The sequence below is a fragment of the Variovorax sp. GW821-FHT10C12 genome (genome assembly GCF_059415405.1).
Genome location: NZ_JBWKNE010000001.1, coordinates 2,800,836 through 2,816,975, shown reverse-complemented (window position 1 = coordinate 2,816,975; position 16,140 = coordinate 2,800,836). Strand labels below are relative to the sequence as shown.

Annotated in this window: 14 protein-coding genes; 5 read left to right on the top strand and 9 right to left on the bottom strand. The window is 69.5% G+C overall.

All coding sequences use genetic code 11. The features are described from left to right. Positions 1 to 96: 96 nt before the first annotated feature. Entirely contained in the window at positions 97 to 924 is an 828-nt protein-coding gene (locus AC07OH_RS13110) for an undecaprenyl-diphosphate phosphatase (protein WP_495300939.1), read from the top strand. A gap of 10 nt (positions 925 to 934) precedes the next feature. Here AC07OH_RS13110 and AC07OH_RS13105 read toward each other — a convergent pair whose 3' ends face one another. Further along, a complete protein-coding gene (locus tag AC07OH_RS13105) occupies positions 935 to 1,744 on the bottom strand; it encodes an IclR family transcriptional regulator (protein ID WP_062474916.1) in 810 nt (269 codons plus the stop codon). Positions 1,745 to 1,857: 113 nt separating this feature from the next. Here AC07OH_RS13105 and AC07OH_RS13100 point away from each other — a divergent pair, with 113 nt between their 5' ends. From AC07OH_RS13100 to azu, 3 genes are all read left to right on the top strand, one after another. Continuing rightward, positions 1,858 to 2,832: a Bug family tripartite tricarboxylate transporter substrate binding protein gene (locus AC07OH_RS13100; RefSeq protein WP_495300938.1), complete on the top strand. Its 975-nt coding sequence runs from the start codon at positions 1,858 to 1,860 to the stop codon at positions 2,830 to 2,832. Positions 2,833 to 2,842: 10 nt separating this feature from the next. Beyond that, positions 2,843 to 5,191, top strand: coding sequence for a cytochrome P450/oxidoreductase (locus AC07OH_RS13095; RefSeq protein WP_495300937.1), 2,349 nt, complete (start codon positions 2,843 to 2,845; stop codon positions 5,189 to 5,191). 98 nt (positions 5,192 to 5,289) lie between these two features. Then, positions 5,290 to 5,742, top strand: coding sequence for an azurin (gene azu / locus AC07OH_RS13090; protein WP_495300936.1), 453 nt, complete (start codon positions 5,290 to 5,292; stop codon positions 5,740 to 5,742). On the opposite strand, the gene AC07OH_RS13085 is transcribed toward azu, so the two are convergent. From AC07OH_RS13085 to AC07OH_RS13065, 5 genes are all read right to left on the bottom strand, one after another. Then, positions 5,735 to 7,558: a sensor histidine kinase gene (locus AC07OH_RS13085; RefSeq protein ID WP_495300935.1), complete on the bottom strand. Its 1,824-nt coding sequence runs from the start codon at positions 7,556 to 7,558 to the stop codon at positions 5,735 to 5,737. The genes azu and AC07OH_RS13085 overlap by 8 nt on opposite strands. Positions 7,559 to 7,575: 17 nt before the next feature. After that, positions 7,576 to 8,289, bottom strand: coding sequence for a response regulator transcription factor (locus tag AC07OH_RS13080; protein ID WP_095746141.1), 714 nt, complete (start codon positions 8,287 to 8,289; stop codon positions 7,576 to 7,578). A gap of 113 nt (positions 8,290 to 8,402) precedes the next feature. Further along, complete coding sequence (locus AC07OH_RS13075) at positions 8,403 to 9,215, bottom strand: SDR family NAD(P)-dependent oxidoreductase (RefSeq protein WP_495300934.1); 813 nt, start codon at positions 9,213 to 9,215, stop codon at positions 8,403 to 8,405. Between the two features lie 98 nt (positions 9,216 to 9,313). Further along, positions 9,314 to 9,694 (bottom strand): YciI family protein, encoded by a 381-nt coding sequence (locus tag AC07OH_RS13070; RefSeq protein WP_070062632.1) that lies wholly within the window; start codon positions 9,692 to 9,694, stop codon positions 9,314 to 9,316. Further along, positions 9,676 to 10,974 (bottom strand): RNA polymerase sigma factor, encoded by a 1,299-nt coding sequence (locus tag AC07OH_RS13065; protein ID WP_495300933.1) that lies wholly within the window; start codon positions 10,972 to 10,974, stop codon positions 9,676 to 9,678. Before AC07OH_RS13065 ends, AC07OH_RS13070 begins: the two co-directional genes overlap by 19 nt. A gap of 113 nt (positions 10,975 to 11,087) precedes the next feature. On the opposite strand from AC07OH_RS13065, the gene AC07OH_RS13060 reads away from it, so the two are divergent. Beyond that, complete coding sequence (locus AC07OH_RS13060) at positions 11,088 to 11,600, top strand: MOSC domain-containing protein (protein WP_495300932.1); 513 nt, start codon at positions 11,088 to 11,090, stop codon at positions 11,598 to 11,600. A gap of 7 nt (positions 11,601 to 11,607) precedes the next feature. Here the strand turns inward: AC07OH_RS13060 and AC07OH_RS13055 are convergent, their stop codons facing one another. The 3 genes from AC07OH_RS13055 to mutS are packed head-to-tail and all read right to left on the bottom strand — an operon-like array spanning position 11,608 to position 15,951. Next, a complete protein-coding gene (locus AC07OH_RS13055; protein ID WP_495300979.1) occupies positions 11,608 to 12,414 on the bottom strand; it encodes an alpha/beta fold hydrolase in 807 nt (268 codons plus the stop codon). A gap of 2 nt (positions 12,415 to 12,416) precedes the next feature. Further along, a complete protein-coding gene (locus AC07OH_RS13050; RefSeq protein WP_062474940.1) occupies positions 12,417 to 13,256 on the bottom strand; it encodes a proteasome-type protease in 840 nt (279 codons plus the stop codon). 28 nt (positions 13,257 to 13,284) lie between these two features. Then, a complete protein-coding gene (gene mutS / locus AC07OH_RS13045; RefSeq protein WP_495300931.1) occupies positions 13,285 to 15,951 on the bottom strand; it encodes a DNA mismatch repair protein MutS in 2,667 nt (888 codons plus the stop codon). Between the last annotated feature and the right edge of the window lie 189 nt (positions 15,952 to 16,140).

Genomic DNA, 16,140 nt, shown 5'->3' with positions numbered 1-16,140 from the left:
GTGGGTCGGCTGCCTGGCGTTTCGCCGGCGCAACGGCGCCTGAACAGGGCCTGACCGGGGGGCTCGCCATAATTGCCGCTCTTTCAAGGAGTACGCGTGGATATCGTTTTGCTGGCCAAGGCCGCTGTCATGGGCATCGTGGAGGGTCTGACCGAATTCCTGCCGATCTCGTCGACCGGCCACCTCATTCTTGCGGGCTCATTGCTCGGCGGCTTCGGCGACGACCGGGGCAAGGTCTTCGAGATCGCCATCCAGACCGGCGCGATCTTCGCGGTGATCCTGGTCTACTGGCAGAAGATCCATTCGACCGTGGTGGCGCTGCCGCGCCAGCCCAAGGCGCGCCGGCTGGCGCTGAACATCCTCATCGGCTTTTTGCCCGCGGTGGTGCTGGGCCTGCTGTTCGGCAAGATGATCAAGGCGCACCTGTTCATCCCGACCGTGGTGGCGAGCACTTTCATCATCGGCGGCTTCATCATCCTGTGGGCCGAGAAACGCCCGCCCGGTTCGGTGCGTGTCGAGCACGTGGACGACATGACGCCCTGGGACGCGCTCAAGGTCGGCCTGGTGCAGTGCTTCGCGATGATCCCCGGCACCAGCCGCAGCGGCTCGACCATCATCGGCGGCATGCTGCTGGGCCTGTCGCGCCAGGCGGCCACCGATTTCTCGTTCTTCCTGGCGATTCCGACGCTGATCGGCGCGGGCGTGTACAGCCTCTACAAGGAGCGCGCGTTGCTGTCGGTGGCCGACATCCCGCTGTTCACGGTGGGGCTGGCCTTCTCGTTCATCAGCGCATGGCTGTGCGTGCGCTGGCTGCTGAAGTACATCAGCACGCACAACTTCATTCCGTTCGCGTGGTATCGCATCGCCTTCGGCATCGTGGTGCTGGCCACGGCGTGGACCGGCGCGGTGGTCTGGGCGGAATAAGCCAGCAGCCTCAGGCCGCCGCGCCCAGCAGCGCGCCGGCGGCCTTCGCCTCCCGCCGCACGGCGATGGCGATCGGCCCGTCGATCGATGGGTCGAACCCGCCCGTGGCACCCAGCGCGGTGATCACGGCGCACACCCTTCCCGCGTAGTCGTACACCGGCGCCGCCACGGCGCTGATGCCGCGCAGGTAGGTGTCCCGCACGATGGCGCAGTGCGCCTGCTGCACCTCGCGGCGCAACGCGCCGATGGGGTCGTCGGCATCGAGCAGCGCGCGCATGTCCTCGGTGGCGTCGGCCAGTTCCTGCTCGGCCAGCGCCACCACGCGCGATTCGTCGAGCAGGCCCAGGAAGGCGCGCCCGGTGGCCGACCACAGCATCGACATCACCGAGCCGGCGCGCACGTTCACCGTCACCGGCAGGCCCGGCTCCTCGAAGCGCACGATGGTCGGGCCCTTGTTGCCCATCACCGCGACGAAGCAGGTCACCTCCAGCGATTCGCGCAGGCGGATCAGGCAGGGCTCGGCCGCGCGGATCGGGTCGGCCTGGCGCATGGCAGCCAGGCCGATCTGGATCGCCTCGGGGCCCAGGTAGTAGTGCTGCGAGGCGGTGTCCTGGCGCACCAGGCTTTCTTCCATCAGGCTCGCGAGGTAGCGGTGCACCTTGGCCGGGCTCTCGCCCACGTGGGTGGCCAGCGCCGTGAGGCTGCTGCGCCCGCCCAGGTGCGCCAGGCCCTTGAGCACGGCCATGCCGGTCTCGGCGGACTGCACGCGCTGGCGGCGCTCGCGGGGAGGGGAAGAGGGTGCTTCGGCGGGGGAGGTCATGTCGTCGGCATCTTAGGTGGCGGCCCAAATGGCCGGGTAAACCCTTGGATTGGTGATTACGCAATGCGTATGATAATTACGCAATACACAATTTCTACCCCGGAGACACCCCGATGAAGAAGCACTTCGCCCGCGGCCTTGCGGTCCTGTCCCTGGCTGCGCTGGCCACCGCCGCCAGCGCCCAGACTGCTTTCCCCGCCAAGCCGATCCGCTGGCTCGTGCCCTACGCCGCGGGCGGCGGCTCCGACTTCCTCGCGCGCACCGTCGCCCAGACGCTGTCGACCCAGGTCGGCCAGCCGGTGCTGGTGGACAACAAGCCGGGCGGCAACACCGCGCTGGCCGCCGCCGAAACCGCGCGCGCCCCGGCCGACGGCTACACCGTGCTCTCGGCCGACAACGGCACGCTGGTGTTCAACCCGGCGCTGTACAAGTCGCTGAGCTACAGCCCCACCAAGGACCTGACGCCCGTCACGCTGATGGGCAAGTTCCCGATGATCCTGGTGGTCGGCGCCAACTCGGGCTTTGCCACCGCCAAGGACTTCATCGCCCAGGCCAAGGCCAAGCCGGGCGGCATCAACTACGCCTCGGCCGGCGCGGGCAGCCCGCACCACCTGGCGATGGAACTGCTGAAGGTGGAAGCCAAGCTCTTCATGGTCCACGTGCCGTACCGCGGCGCGGCGCCCGCGCTGGCCGACGTGGTCGGCGGGCAGCTGCCGGCCATGATGGTCGACATGGCCGCCGGCGCCGGCTTCATCAAGGGCGGCAAGGTGCGCGCGTTGGCCGTGGCCAATCCCACGCGCCTGCCGCAGCTGCCCGACGTGCCCACCTTCGCCGAGCTCGGCTACAAGAACGTCGAGGCCGCCGCGCTGGTCGGCGTGGTGGTGCCCGCGGCCACACCGGCCGACGTGGTGAACACGCTCAACCGCCAGCTGGTGGCCGCGATCCACGAGCCCTCGGTGAACAAGCGCATGGTCGACTTCGGCGTCGAGCCCGTGGGCAACACGCCCGCGCAGTACACCGAGCTGCTCAAGGCCGAGACCGCGCGCTGGCACAAGCTGATCCGCGACCTGAAGATCACGCTCGACTGAGTCTGCTGCCATGTCCGATACCGCCATGCCTTCGCGCACCTCCGGCTGCCCCGTCGCGCACGGGGCGCTCTCCGCCGAGCGCACGCCCACCGGCTGCCCCGTGAGCCAGCGCGCCGCCGAGTTCGATCCCTTCGAGGACGGCTACCAGCAGGACCCGCCCGAGTACGTGCGCTGGGCCCGCGAGCAGGAGCCGATCTTCTACAGCCCCAAGCTGGGCTACTGGGTGATCACGCGCTACGACGACATCAAGGCGGTGTTCCGCGACAACCTCACCTTCAGCCCGTCGAACGCGCTGGAGAAGATCACGCCCACCGGCGAAGAAGCCAACGCCGTGCTCGCAAGCTACGGCTTCGCGCTCAACCGCACGCTGGTGAACGAGGACGAGCCGGCCCACATGCCGCGCCGTCGGGCGCTCATGGACCCGTTCACGCCCGAGGCGCTGAAGCACCACGAGCCGCTGGTGCGCGAACTCGCGCGCAGCTACGTCGACCGCTTCATCGACGACGGCCGCGCCGACCTCGTCGACCAGATGCTGTGGGAGATTCCGCTCACCGTGGCGCTGCACTTTCTCGGCGTGCCCGAGGAAGACATGGACACGCTGCGCAAATACTCCATCGCGCACACCGTCAACACCTGGGGCCGCCCCAAGCCCGAGGAGCAGGTGGCCGTGGCGCACGCCGTCGGCAACTTCTGGCAGTACGCCGGCAAGGTGCTCGACAAGATGCGCCAGGACCCCGACGCGCCGGGCTGGATGCAATACGGCATCCGCAAGCAGATGCAGCACCCCGAGGTCGTCACCGACTCGTACCTGCACTCGATGATGATGGCCGGCATCGTGGCCGCGCACGAGACCACCGCCAACGCCACCGCCAACGCCGTGAAGCTGCTGCTGCAGCACCCGCAGGTGTGGCAGGAGCTGTGCGACGACCCGGGCCTCATTCCCAACGCGGTGGAAGAGTGCCTGCGCCACAACGGCTCGGTGGCTGCCTGGCGCCGGCTCGTCACGAAAGACACGCAGGTCGGCGGCGTCGACCTGCCGGCGGGCTCGCGCCTCTTGATCGTCACCTCGTCGGCCAACCACGACGAAGGCCACTTCGCCGATGCCGACCTGTTCGACATCCGCCGCGACAACGCCAGCGACCACCTGACCTTCGGCTACGGCTCGCACCAGTGCATGGGCAAGAACCTGGCGCGCATGGAGATGCAGATCTTCCTGGAGGAGTTCACGCGCCGCCTGCCGCACATGCGCCTGTCGGAGCAGCGCTTCAGCTACGTGCCCAACACCTCGTTCCGCGGCCCCGAGCACCTGTGGGTCGAGTGGGACCCGCGCGCCAACCCGGAGCGCGCCAACTCGGGCCTGCGCGACGTGCAGGTGCCGGTGCGCATCGGCGAGCCGTCGGCGCATGCCATCGCGCGGCCCGTGGTGGTCGAGCGCGTGACGCCGGTGGCCGACGGCATCGTGCGCCTGCGCCTGGTGTCGCCCGACGGCAAGCCGCTGCCGCGCTGGACGCCGGGCTCGCACATCGATGTCGAATGCGGCACGCCCGAGCTGTCGCGCCAGTACTCGCTGTGCGGCGACCCCGACGAAGCCCACGCGCTGGAGATCGCCGTGCTGCACGAGCCCGAAGGCCGTGGCGGTTCGGCCTGGGTGCATGCGAACGTGAAGGTGGGCGACCGCCTGCGCGTCCGCGGCCCGCGCAACCACTTCCGGCTCGACGAGTCGCTGCCGAAGGCGATCTTCATCGCCGGCGGCATCGGCATCACGCCCGTGAGCGCGATGGCGCGGCGCGCCAAGGCGCTGGGCATGGACTACGAGCTGCACTACAGCGGCCGCAGCCGCGCGAGCATGGCCTTCGTCGACGAGCTGGCCGCGCTGCACGGTGAACGCCTGCATGTGCATGCCGCCGACGAAGGCCGGCGCAACGATCTGCGCGCGCTGCTGGCCACGCCCGTGCCCGGCGCGCAGGTGTACGCCTGCGGCCCGCTGCGCATGCTCGAGGCGCTCGAAGATTGCTGCGCCGCGTGGCCCGAGGGCGCGCTGCGCGTGGAGCATTTCGAATCGACGCTGGCCACGCTCGACCCGTCGAAGGAACATGCCTTCGAGGTGGAGCTGAAAGACTCCGGCCTCGTCATCACCGTGCCGCCCGACCAGACCCTGCTGACGGCCCTGCGCGCGGCCAACGTCGACGTGCAGAGCGACTGCGAGGAAGGCCTGTGCGGTTCGTGCGAAGTGCGCGTGCTGGCCGGCAAGGTCGATCACCGCGACGTGGTGCTCACGCGCAGCGAGCGCGACGCGAACACGAAGATGATGGCCTGCTGTTCGCGTGCCTGCGAAGGGCGGTTGGTGCTCGAACTCTGAGGCTTTTCGCCGCGCATTGATTCATCGCAAGTGTTCCGCGGCACGCCCACCGCACAGTGGGGCGTGCCGAATCGGCACCTCACCGAAGGAACCATGTGATGAAGACGAGAACCACCGCGGCCCTGCTTTTCACGGCGCTGCTTGCCGGCCCCGTGTTGGCCGCCACCTGCGACATCGAGATCGAAGGCAGCGACGCGATGCAGTTCAACAAGAGCGCCATCGCGGTGCCGGCCAGCTGCAAGCAGTTCACCGTGAAGCTCAAGCACGTCGGCAAGCTGCCCAAGGCCGCGATGGGCCACAACTGGGTGCTGAGCAAGGCCGCCGACGCGCAGGGCGTGGCGGCGGACGGCATCGGCGCGGGGCTGGACAAGGCCTATGTGAAGCCGGGCGATGCCCGCGTCATCGCGCATTCGAAGGTCATCGGCGGCGGCGAGACCGATGCCGTGAGCTTCGACGTGAGCAAGCTCAAGGCGGAGGACAGCTATGCGTGGTTCTGCTCGTTCCCGGGCCACGCGTCGCTCATGAAGGGCACGCTGGCGCTGGTCAAGTAGCCGTTGCGCCGCCCAAGGGCATCCGCAGCACCACCTGCGTCTCGCCGGGGCGCGACTGCAGCTGCAGCTGCGCGCCCAGACGGCGTGCCCGCGCCCGCAGGTTGCGCAGCCCCGCGCCGCCGCTCACGCCATCCACCGCGAAGCCACGGCCGTCGTCGCGCACGCTGAGCTGCAGTTCGGCGCCCGCGCGCGCCACCGTCACGTCCACGCGCCGGCCCGCGCTGTGCTTGAGCACGTTGGTCAGCGCCTCCTGCAGGAAGCGCATCAGGTCCAGGCTCTGCGAGGGCGCGAGTTCGAGCGTGTCGATGCCCGAGACCTTCCAGCGGCAGTCGATGCCGTTGGCATCCAGCAGCTGCGCACTGCGGTAGCGCAGCGGCGCCAGCAGCTCGCCGAGCGCGCGTGCACCGTCGTCGCGGCCGGTGGCGTCGATGATCAGCCGCAGGTCGTCGCGCAGGCTCTTGAGCATCGCCAGCAGCTGCGGCGCGCTGAGGTGCTCCGGCGTGCGCTCCAGCGTCGCGATGCTGCCCACCAGCATGCCGCCCAGGCCGTCGTGCAGGTCGCTCACCAGCGCCACGCGCTCGCCGATGCGCGCGTGCGCGAGCTCCAGCGCGTGCTGCTGCGCGAGCGTGGAGGCCAGTTCGGCCTTGGCGGCGTTCACTTCCTCGATCAGCTCGGTGTTGAAGTTCTCGATGCGCCGCAGGCTCTGCACGAAGCGCCCGGCCTGCGTGAGCGCCATGCCCAGCAGCAGCACGTACGAGGACATGGTCGTGTAGTAGATGTTGCTGTCGATCACCTGCGTGAACACCAGCAGGTCGTGCGCGCCCGTGAGCGCCGACACCGCCATGAACGGCGCGAGCGAGCGCATCGGGCTGCCCCGGTGGCGCAGCGCGTGGAAGATACCGCTGCTGTTCACCACGATGATGGTGAGGCCGCCCACCAGCGTCCAGATCGCGCGGTGGGTGGGCAGGTTCGCAGCGCCCGCGAACCACAGGTCGAGCACGCCGACGGCCGCCACCGCGAACGCCGCGATCTCCAGGCGCGGCCTGCGCCGCCCGGCGAAGCGCAGCACGAACACGCCGTACGACACGCTGAACACCAGCAGCAGCGAGGTGTTCAGCGCCTGCCAGCTGTGGTTGCTGGCAAAGGGCCAGGGGCTGGTGGCGATCTGGTTGTAGCCGAACAGCAGCCACAGCACCGACATCGCCGCGAACCAGCCGTAGGCCGTCTCGCGCCGTCGCAGCAGCCACCACGCCGCAAAGAAGGCCGACACCGCCGCGCTGGTCGCCAGGCCGAACACCTGCAGGTCGCGCCGCATGAGCTGCTCGCGGCCGAACTCGGCCTGCATGGCCGCGGGCGTGCCCAGGCTCACCGGCCCCAGCCCGGCCTGGTAGGCCGACAGCCCCGACACGCGCACGAGCAGTGTGTTGGTGCCGGCGCGCAGTTGCGGCGCGTCCAGCAGCCAGTAGCGCGGCGAGTTCCATGCGCGCGTGAGCGGCTCGACCAGGCTGTGGTCGCGCCAGATCGTCGTGCCGTTGAGCGAGACCTCGCCGGCCATGTTCAGGTAGTGCAGCAGCAGCCCGGTCTCGGCCACCGGCGTGGGCTGCGCCCAGGTCAGCCGGTACCAGACCACGCCGTCGAAACCGGGCCAGCGCGTGGCCCAGCTGTCGGGCAGGGCGACGGGTGTCCAGCCGTCGGCGGGCGGGGTCGTGTCGTCCCAGCCGGTGCCGCGTGCGGCTTCGGCGCGCAGTTCAGGAACCACCGGTGTTTGTGCGTGTGCGCTGCCCGTCGAGAGCAGCAGCCACAGGGCCCACAGCACGAGGCCCGCGAAAACCTTCAGCGCAGCAAGCCCTGCCTTCGGCCCTGGTAGACCGCCTCGGTGCGCGAGTTGACGGCCAGCTTGCGGTAGATGTTCTTGGTGTGGCATTCCACGGTCAGTCTGGAGATCGACAGTGCCTCCGCCATGTCGCGGTTGCTCATTCCTTGCGACACGAGCTCGAGGATTTTGCGCTCGCGCGGCGTCAGCATGACGGGCGTGGTGGCCGGCGTCAGCGACGGGTCGTCGGGCGGCGTGGGCAGGCTGGGCAGCTGGGTCGCGACCCAGCCGAGGATGCGGCGCGCGATGGCCGGGTCGATCGGCGCGCCGCCTTGCTCGATGCTGCGCAGCGCGATGCTGAGCTCGAGGTCGTCGCGTTCCTTCAGCAGGTAGCCGATGGCGCCGGCACGCAGCGCCGCGAAGATCACGGCCTCGGTGCGCCAGGCCGAGATCACCACCGCGGGCACCAGCCGGTGGTGCTCGTGCATCCACTCGATCAGGTCGACGCCGCTGCCGTCGGGCAGGCCGATGTCGATCAGCGCCACGCCGAAATGCTGCTGCTCCAGCAGCGAGCGGGCCGAGGTCAGGCTGTCGGCCCAGGCGATCTGGGGCTCGTCGCATCCGAGCGTCGACAGCACGTACGCCAGGCGCTCGCGCATCGCCGGATCGTCTTCGACCACCAGCGCGGGGCTCAGCGAGACCACTTCAACGTCTTCCAGGAGAGGGGCAGACATAGGACGACATTTTTGAGCCGTGGTGTACGTGGTGCAACGTTTTTTCTTAAATGAAACGACTGTTTCTAAAGTTCCTATTTGTATCTTGATGTTAATTCAAAGCGACCACAACCCTAATCGAGGATGACCCCTCCACTCAGGTTGACTATTGCGCCCGTCATGGCCCCGGCCAGCGGCGAGGCCAGGAACACCGCAGTGCCCGCGAGCTGGTCCAGCGAGGGCAGGCGTTCGACCAGCAGCCCCTCGGGCCGCGCGGCCAGCATCTGCTCGACCGTGAGCCCCATGCGCTCGGCCGCCGGGCGAAACACCTCGCCGCTGTGCGAGCCCGCGGCCACCGCCTCGGGAATCGCGTGCGAGCGGATGCAGGCGGTGCGGATGCGAAAGGCCGCCAGCTCGCCCGCCATGTGGCGCATGAGCCCTTCCACGCCGGCGCAGGCCACGGCATGCCCGAGGTACCCCGGGCCGGGCAGGCGCGAGGCCGGCGTCGACACCGACAGGATCACGCCGCCGCCGCGCGCCGCCATGTGCGGTGCCACGGCCTTGGCGGTGAGGAAGTTGCTGCGCGTGTAGGCGTGGATGGGGAGGAAGAAGTCCTCCAGCGACAGCTCGGCCAGCGGCCGGCCCTGCACGTGGAAGATGCCGACGGCGTTGAACGCGAGGTCGATGCCGCCGGCCTGCTCGGCGACCTCGGCGGCGTGGCGCAGCATCGCGGCTTCGTCCAGCGCATCGACCACCGCGGCCTGCGCGTGGCCGCCGGCTTGGGTGATATCTCGCACCACCGCATCGAGCTTGTCGCGGTTGCGGCCAGTGATGAACACGCGGGCGCCTTCGCGTGCAAAAGCGCGGGCGACGGCGCCGCCGAGGGCACCGCTGCCGCCGTGGATCACGGCGCAGCGGTCTTGCAAAGACAGAGCATTCGAGGGCATGGACGTTTCTCCTTGGAGTGTTCGGCGCCCGCGACATGCGGGCGCTCGTTCCAAGGACGGCGCAGGCCCAGGCGATCCGACAGCGCAGCGCGCTTTTTTTAGACCTGCGGAATGCGCGGCGCGATCACGCCCGGGTCGTACCAGGTCACCGGGCGGATCTCGAACACGCCGCCCTCGAAGTCCAGCCGCCGCGCCGCATGCCGCGCGTCTTCGAGCGACTCGCATTCGACGATGTAGATGCCCATCAGCTGCTCCTTCGTCTCGGCGAAGGGCCCGTCGGTCACCAGCGGATGCGCGGCGCCGGCGTGCCGCACGGTGGTGGCGGTGTCGGGCATCAGGCGCAGCACGGTGCCGAGCCGGCCGGCGGCCTGCAGCTCGTCGCGCAGGTCGGTGTGGCGCTCGAGCATCTCGTCTTCGACCTCGGGCGCCCAGCCGGCCGCCGCAGCTTCGGAACCGTAGATCAGGATGGAATAGAGCATCGTGCGTCCTTTGCTTGGAGGATGTCGAAAGAAGCGCCTGCGCCGAGGCGGTCGAGCAGCAGGCGGATGTGGGCGACTTCGGCGGCGGTGCGCGCCAGCGCGAGCGCGTCGGCAAAGGCGCGGCGCGCCTCGTCGGCGCGGCCCAGCTGCATCAGCAGCCCGCCGCGCAGGCCGTGGAAATGAAAGTACGCCGACAGCGGCTCTGCCAGCCCGTCGACCATCGCCAGCGCCGCCTCGGGCCCGCGCACCTTGGCCACGGCCACCGCACGGTTGAGCGTCACCACGGGCGAAGGCTGCAGCGTTTCGAGCCCGGCGTAGAGCCGGTCGATCTCGGCCCAGTCGGTGTCGGCTGCGCGCGCCGCCCGCGCGTGCGTGGCCGCGATGGCCGCCTGCAGCTGGTACGGCCCGATGCGGCGCTGGCGCAGCGCGGCGTCGAGCAGGGCCAGGCCTTCGTCGATCGCCGGGCGGTGCCAGCGCGTGCGGTCCTGGTCTTCGAGCAGCACGACCATGCCGGCCGCATCGAGCCGCGCATCGGCGCGCGCGTGCTGCAACAGCAGCAGGGCGCACAGGCCGGCGGTTTCGGGCGCGTCGGGGAACAGGTCGCACAGCAGGCGCGCGAGGCGGATCGCCTCTTCGCACAGCGCCACGCGCACATGGGCCGTGCCGCCGCTGGCGGCGTAGCCTTCGTTGAACAGCAGGTAGACCACCGCGCCCACGGCCGCCAGCCGCTCGCCGCGTTCGCGCGCGCCGGGCGCATCGAAGGGCAGGCCGGCCGCGGCCACGCGCTGCTTGGCGCGCGTGATGCGCTGTTCCATGGCGCGCTCGCCGACCAGGAAGGCGCGCGCGATCTCCGCCACCGACAGGCCCGAGACGATGCGCAGCGCCAGCGCGATCTGCTGCGCGAGCGGCAGCGCGGGGTGGCAGCAGACGAACAGCAGGCGCAGCACGTCGTCGCGGTAGTGCGACTGGTCGAGCTGTTCGGCGAGGTCGGGGTCGAGGGCCGCGTCCGCATCGCCGTCATCCCCTTCAGGCAACGGATCGTGCCGGTCGCGCCGCCGCAGTTCGTCGAGCGCCGCGTTGCGCCCCACGAGGATCAGCCACGCCAGCGGATCGTCGGGCGGCCCGTGCTCGGGCCAGTGCCGCAGCGCACGCAGGCTGGCCTCCTGGAAGCCTTCCTCGGCCGTGTCCAGGTCGCGGAAGTAGCGCAGTAGCGCGGCCACCGCGCGCGGACGCGCGGCGGTCAACGTGGTGGCGATCCAGCTCAGCTCGGTGGTGGTCATCGTCGGCGCGGTGCGTGTCGCTTCGAAGAAGGTCGGTTCAACCCCAAGGACGCGCCAGTATGCGGCGGGCCGACAGCGACGCGCAAAAAAAGTCCGCGTGGACAATGCGGCGCATGTCCGACCTCCACGCCCTGACCCGGCAGTTTCCGCACCCCGGCCGGCTCGACGCCATCCTGCTGCGCCCCGCGCGGCGCACGCCAGTTCAATCGGTGAACGAGGTGCTGGCGATCGAAGGGCTGGGCCTGGCCGGTGACCGCAGCAGTGCCGGGCGCGGCGGTGGCAAGCGGCAGGTCACGCTGATCCAGGCGGAGCACCTGCCGGTTGTCGCGGCGCTCGCGCAGCGCGTGGCCGGTGTCGACGCGGGCCTGCTGCGCCGCAACCTCGTCGTGTCGGGCTTCAACCTGCTGGCGGCGCGCTCGCTGTTTCGCGACCAGCCGCTGGTGCTGGCGCTCGGGCCCGAGGTGCTGCTCGAGATCACCGGGCCCTGCGAGCCCTGCTCGCGCATGGAAGAACTGCTCGGTCCCGGCGGCTACAACGCCATGCGCGGGCATGGCGGCGTGACGGCGCGGGTGCTGCGTGGCGGTGTGCTGCGCGTCGGCGACGCGGTCGCCTGCCGCACCGCCTGAACACCACCTACATCAGGTTGCGCAGCGAGGCCTCGATGGCCGCCGCCGTGGCCAGTGGCTTTTCCATCGGAAACAGGTGGCTGCCGTCGAGCATCGTGATGCGGCCCTTGGTGACCTGCTCGGTCATCGCCATGCCCACCTGCTTCATCTCGACCGACTGGCGCCCACCGATGAAGGCCACCTTGCACTTGATCGGGTGGCGGCGCAGCAGCCCGCCCAGCGTGTGGGGCAGGGTGTTGTAGATCGCGGTTTCCACGTCGCGGTCGAAGCTCAGGGCGCGCGTGTCTTCGCTGTCGAAGGTGCCGTGGTCGATGTAGTCGTGCAGCACCTGCTCGTCCCACTTCGCGAACGCCTTCTTGCTGCGGAAGTGCTCGAACACCGCCTCTCGGTGCTCCCAGCTGTTGCGGCGCTTGCGGCTGGTGGCGCCGGGCGAAATGCTCTTCATGAGCGGCGTGCGCTTGACCACGTTGAGCGTGTTCGCGCGCCAGCCGCCGAGGATCGGCGAGTCGATCAGCAGCACGCCGCGCGCCAGCTCGGGATGGCGCGCCGCGCACATCAGGCTCAGGAAGCCGCCCAGCGAATGGCCGATGAGGAACACCGGGCCGCCCGCGCGGTCGGCGCGCAGCTTGGCGAAGTCGGTCAGCTGCTGCACCAGGTGCGGCCAGTTGTCGGTGACAGGGTACTTCGGGTCATGCCCGAATTTCTCGATGGCGTCGACCTCGAAGCCCCGGTTGCGAAGGCTGTCGAGAACGACGCGGTAGGTGCTCGCCGGAAAGCTGTTGCCGTGCGAAAAGATGACAGGAGGCACGGACAGATTCAGATGAGCTTTTCGTCGGGCGTGGAGATCTTGCGCAGCGGGCTGTGGCGCGTGGCCGGCATCCGCAGCGGGTGTTCGGTGGCGCTGTCGTCCCACACCGGGTCTTCGATGCTGTCGAACACCTCGCGCAGCTTCTGGCCCCAGCTGTTGTGCATCATGCGGTAGTAGGGGTTGTCGGCGTCGATGCAGATCACGCGGTCGGTCTCGAGCTTGTTGGCCTCGTACACCACCAGGTCCAGCGGCAGGCCGACCGACAGGTTCGACTTCATGGTCGAGTCCATCGACACCAGCGCGCACTTGGCGGCTTCGTCCAGCGGCGTCTCGGGCGTGAGCACGCGGTCGAGCACGGGCTTGCCGTACTTCGACTCGCCCACCTGGAAGTAGGGCGTCTCGGTGGTGGCTTCGATGAAGTTGCCGGCGGCGTAGACCAGGAACAGGCGCATGCCTTCGCCCTTGACCTGCCCGCCGAAGATGAACGACACGTTGAAATCGAGGCCCGCATGCTTGAGCGCTTCGGCGTCGCGGTCGTACACATGGCGCACGGCCGAGCCCAGCACGCGCGCGGCGTCGAACATGCTCTTGGCGTTCCAGATGGTGATGGGTTCGCCCTGCGTGCCGTCTTCGCGCGTTTCGCGCAGCTCTTCGATCTGCAAAATTTCGCGCACCGACTGCGAGATGCTCAGGTTGCCCGACGACAGCAGCACCATGACGCGGTCGCCTGGCTGCTCGTAGACGATCATCTTGCGGAAGGTGCTGATGTGGTCCACCCCCGCGTTCGTGCGCGAGTCGGAGAGAAACACCAGGCCGGCGTTGAGTTTGATGCCTACGCAATAAGTCATGGGTTCGCCTTGCAGGAACTGGGCCCGCTCATGCGGTACTGCGTTCACGTGCGTTCAGTTTCTGGAGGGCATAGAGCGCGTCGAGGGCTTCGCGCGGGCTCATGGTGTCCGGGTCGAGGGCCGCCAGCGCGGATTCTACGGCGCTGGCCATGGGGATTTCGGTGGCCGGCGGCGGCGCAAACAGGTCGACCTGGGCACGCGTTTGCGCATGCTGCGATTCGAGCGCATCGAGCGCCTGCCGCGCGTGGTTGACCACCGCCGCTGGCATGCCCGCGAGGCGCGCCACCTGGATGCCGTAGCTCTTGCTGGCCGGGCCCGGCTGCATCTCGTGCAGGAACACGATGTCGCGGCCCGACTCGGTCGCGCTGACGTGCATGTTCACCGCGCCGTGGTGCGTGGCCGGGAACTCGGTGAGCTCGAAGTAGTGCGTGGCGAACAGCGTGAAGGCCTTGCTGCGGTCGTGCAGTTGCGCCGCGATGCCGGCCGCCAGCGCCAGGCCGTCGAAGGTGCTGGTGCCGCGGCCGATCTCGTCCATCAGCACCAGCGACTGCGCCGTGGCGCTGTGCAGGATCTGCGCGGCCTCGGTCATCTCGAGCATGAAGGTCGACTGTGCATTGGCCAGGTCGTCGGCCGCGCCGATGCGCGTGTGAATGGCGTCGATCGGCCCGAGCCGGCAGGCCGTGGCCGGCACGTGCGAGCCGATGGAGGCCAGCAGCACCACGATCGCCACCTGCCGCATGTAGGTCGACTTACCGCCCATGTTCGGTCCGGTGATGATCTGCATGCGCTGCTGCGGCCCCATCTGCGTGTCGTTGGCGATGAAGCCGCCCGACGACTTCTCGGCCAGTCGCGCCTCCACCACCGGGTGGCGGCCCTGCTGGATCTCGATGCACGGGTGCGACACGAAGGTCGGCGCGCGCCAGTTCAGCGTGTGCGAGCGCTCGGCCAGCGCGCACAGCGCATCGAGCGCGGCAATGCCGCCGGCCAGCTGCGTGAGCGCGGGCACCGAGGGCTGCAGCGCGTCGAGCAGCTGCTCGTACAGCCACTTCTCGCGCGCCAGTGCGCGGTCTTGCGCGCTCAGCGCCTTGTCTTCGAAGGCCTTGAGCTCGGGCGTGATGAAGCGTTCGGCGTTCTTCAGCGTCTGGCGGCGGCGGTAGTTGTCGGGCACCTTAGAGAGCGCGCTTTGCGTCACCTCGATGTAGAAGCCGTGCACGCGGTTGAACTGCACGCGCAGGTTGCTGATGCCGGTGCGCTCGCGCTCGCTGATCTCGAGCTTGAGCAGGAAGTCGTCGCAGTTCTCGCTGATCTCGCGGAGCTCGTCGAGCTCGGCGTCGTGGCCCGTGGCGATCACGCCGCCGTCGCGCACCAGCGCCGACGGATCGGGCTTGATCGCGCGCACCAACAGGTCGGCGCAGCCCGGCGGCGGCGCCAGGCGTTCGGTGATCTGCGCCAGCAGCGCGGCGGCGCCCGGCAGCAGCGGCGCCAGTTGCTCGGCCTTCGCCAGCGCGAGCTGCAGCGCCACGAGTTCGCGCGGGCGCACCTGGCGCAGCGCGATGCGCGCCGCGATGCGTTCCACATCGCTCGTGTTCTTCAGTTGCTCGCGCAGCGTGCGCCAGGGCGCGGCCGTGGCGCCGGGCCCGGGGGACTGCAGCGCGCCGATGGCGTCGAGCCGGCCCTGGGCTTCGCTGCGGTCGCGCCGCGGCGAGAGCAGCCAGCGCTTGAGCAGGCGGCTGCCCATGCCCGTCATGCAGGTGTCGAGCAGCGAGAACATCGTGGGCGAGTCTTCGCCGCGCAGCGTCTGCACCAGCTCGAGGTTGCGGCGCGTGGTGGGCGGCAGCTCGATCAGGTCGCCGTCGCGCTCCACCGACAGGCGCTGCACGTGCGACAGCGCGCGGCCCTGCGTGTGCTCGGCATAGCCCAGCAGCGCGGCGGCGGCGGCGTGCGCGTTGCTCAGCGATTCGGCGTTCCACGCCGCGAGGCTGTGGCTGCCCATCTGCTCGCTGAGCTTGCGCTCGCCCAGGCCGGGGTCGAACTGCCAGGCCGGACGCAGCGACAGCGTGAACGGCACGGCCGCGCGCGCGGCCTTCAGGCGCTGCTCGAAGGCGGGCGTGACCTCGGCGCTGTACAGCAGTTCGCTCGGTGCGATGCGCGCGATCCAGGCTTCGAGCGCATCGGCGGGGCACTCGGCCAGCCGCAGCTCGGCGCCCGTCACGCTGAGCCAGGCGAGGCCGCAGAAATTGCGCGTGCCCGCATGCACGGCGAGCAGCAGCGAATCGCTCTTGTCGTTGAGCAGTTCAGAGTCGGTCAGCGTGCCGGGCGTGACCACCCGCACCACCTTGCGCTCGACCGGCCCCTTGCTGGCGCCGACCTCGCCCACCTGCTCGCAGATGGCGACCGATTCGCCCAGCTTGATGAGCCGTGCGAGGTAGGTGTCGACCGAGTGGAAGGGCACGCCGCACATCAGCACCGGCTGCCCGGCCGACTGGCCGCGTTGGGTGAGCGTGATGTCGAGCAGGCGCGAGGCCTTTTCGGCGTCGGCCCAGAACAGTTCGTAGAAATCGCCCATCCGGTAGAACAGCAGGGTGTCCGGATGGTCGGCCTTGAGGCCTAAGTACTGCGCCATCATGGGCGTGTGCCCGGCGAAATCGCCAGCCGAGGGGGCTTGATCTTTGGTGCTTTTCACCGGTAAGGTCATTGAATCCGTGGAGAAGAAAAGAGGGTGCGCGCTGCGCATCCCGGGGATCGGGTCATTATCGGGGACGGCCATCGGCGTGCACGCCGGCCTCCTCGCACCGGCATCCCCGCCGCGTCCACTTTGGCCGCATTCCCCTGAATCCAGACAGCTCCCCCGCGCGTAGTCATGCGCATGCGCATGACTACGCGG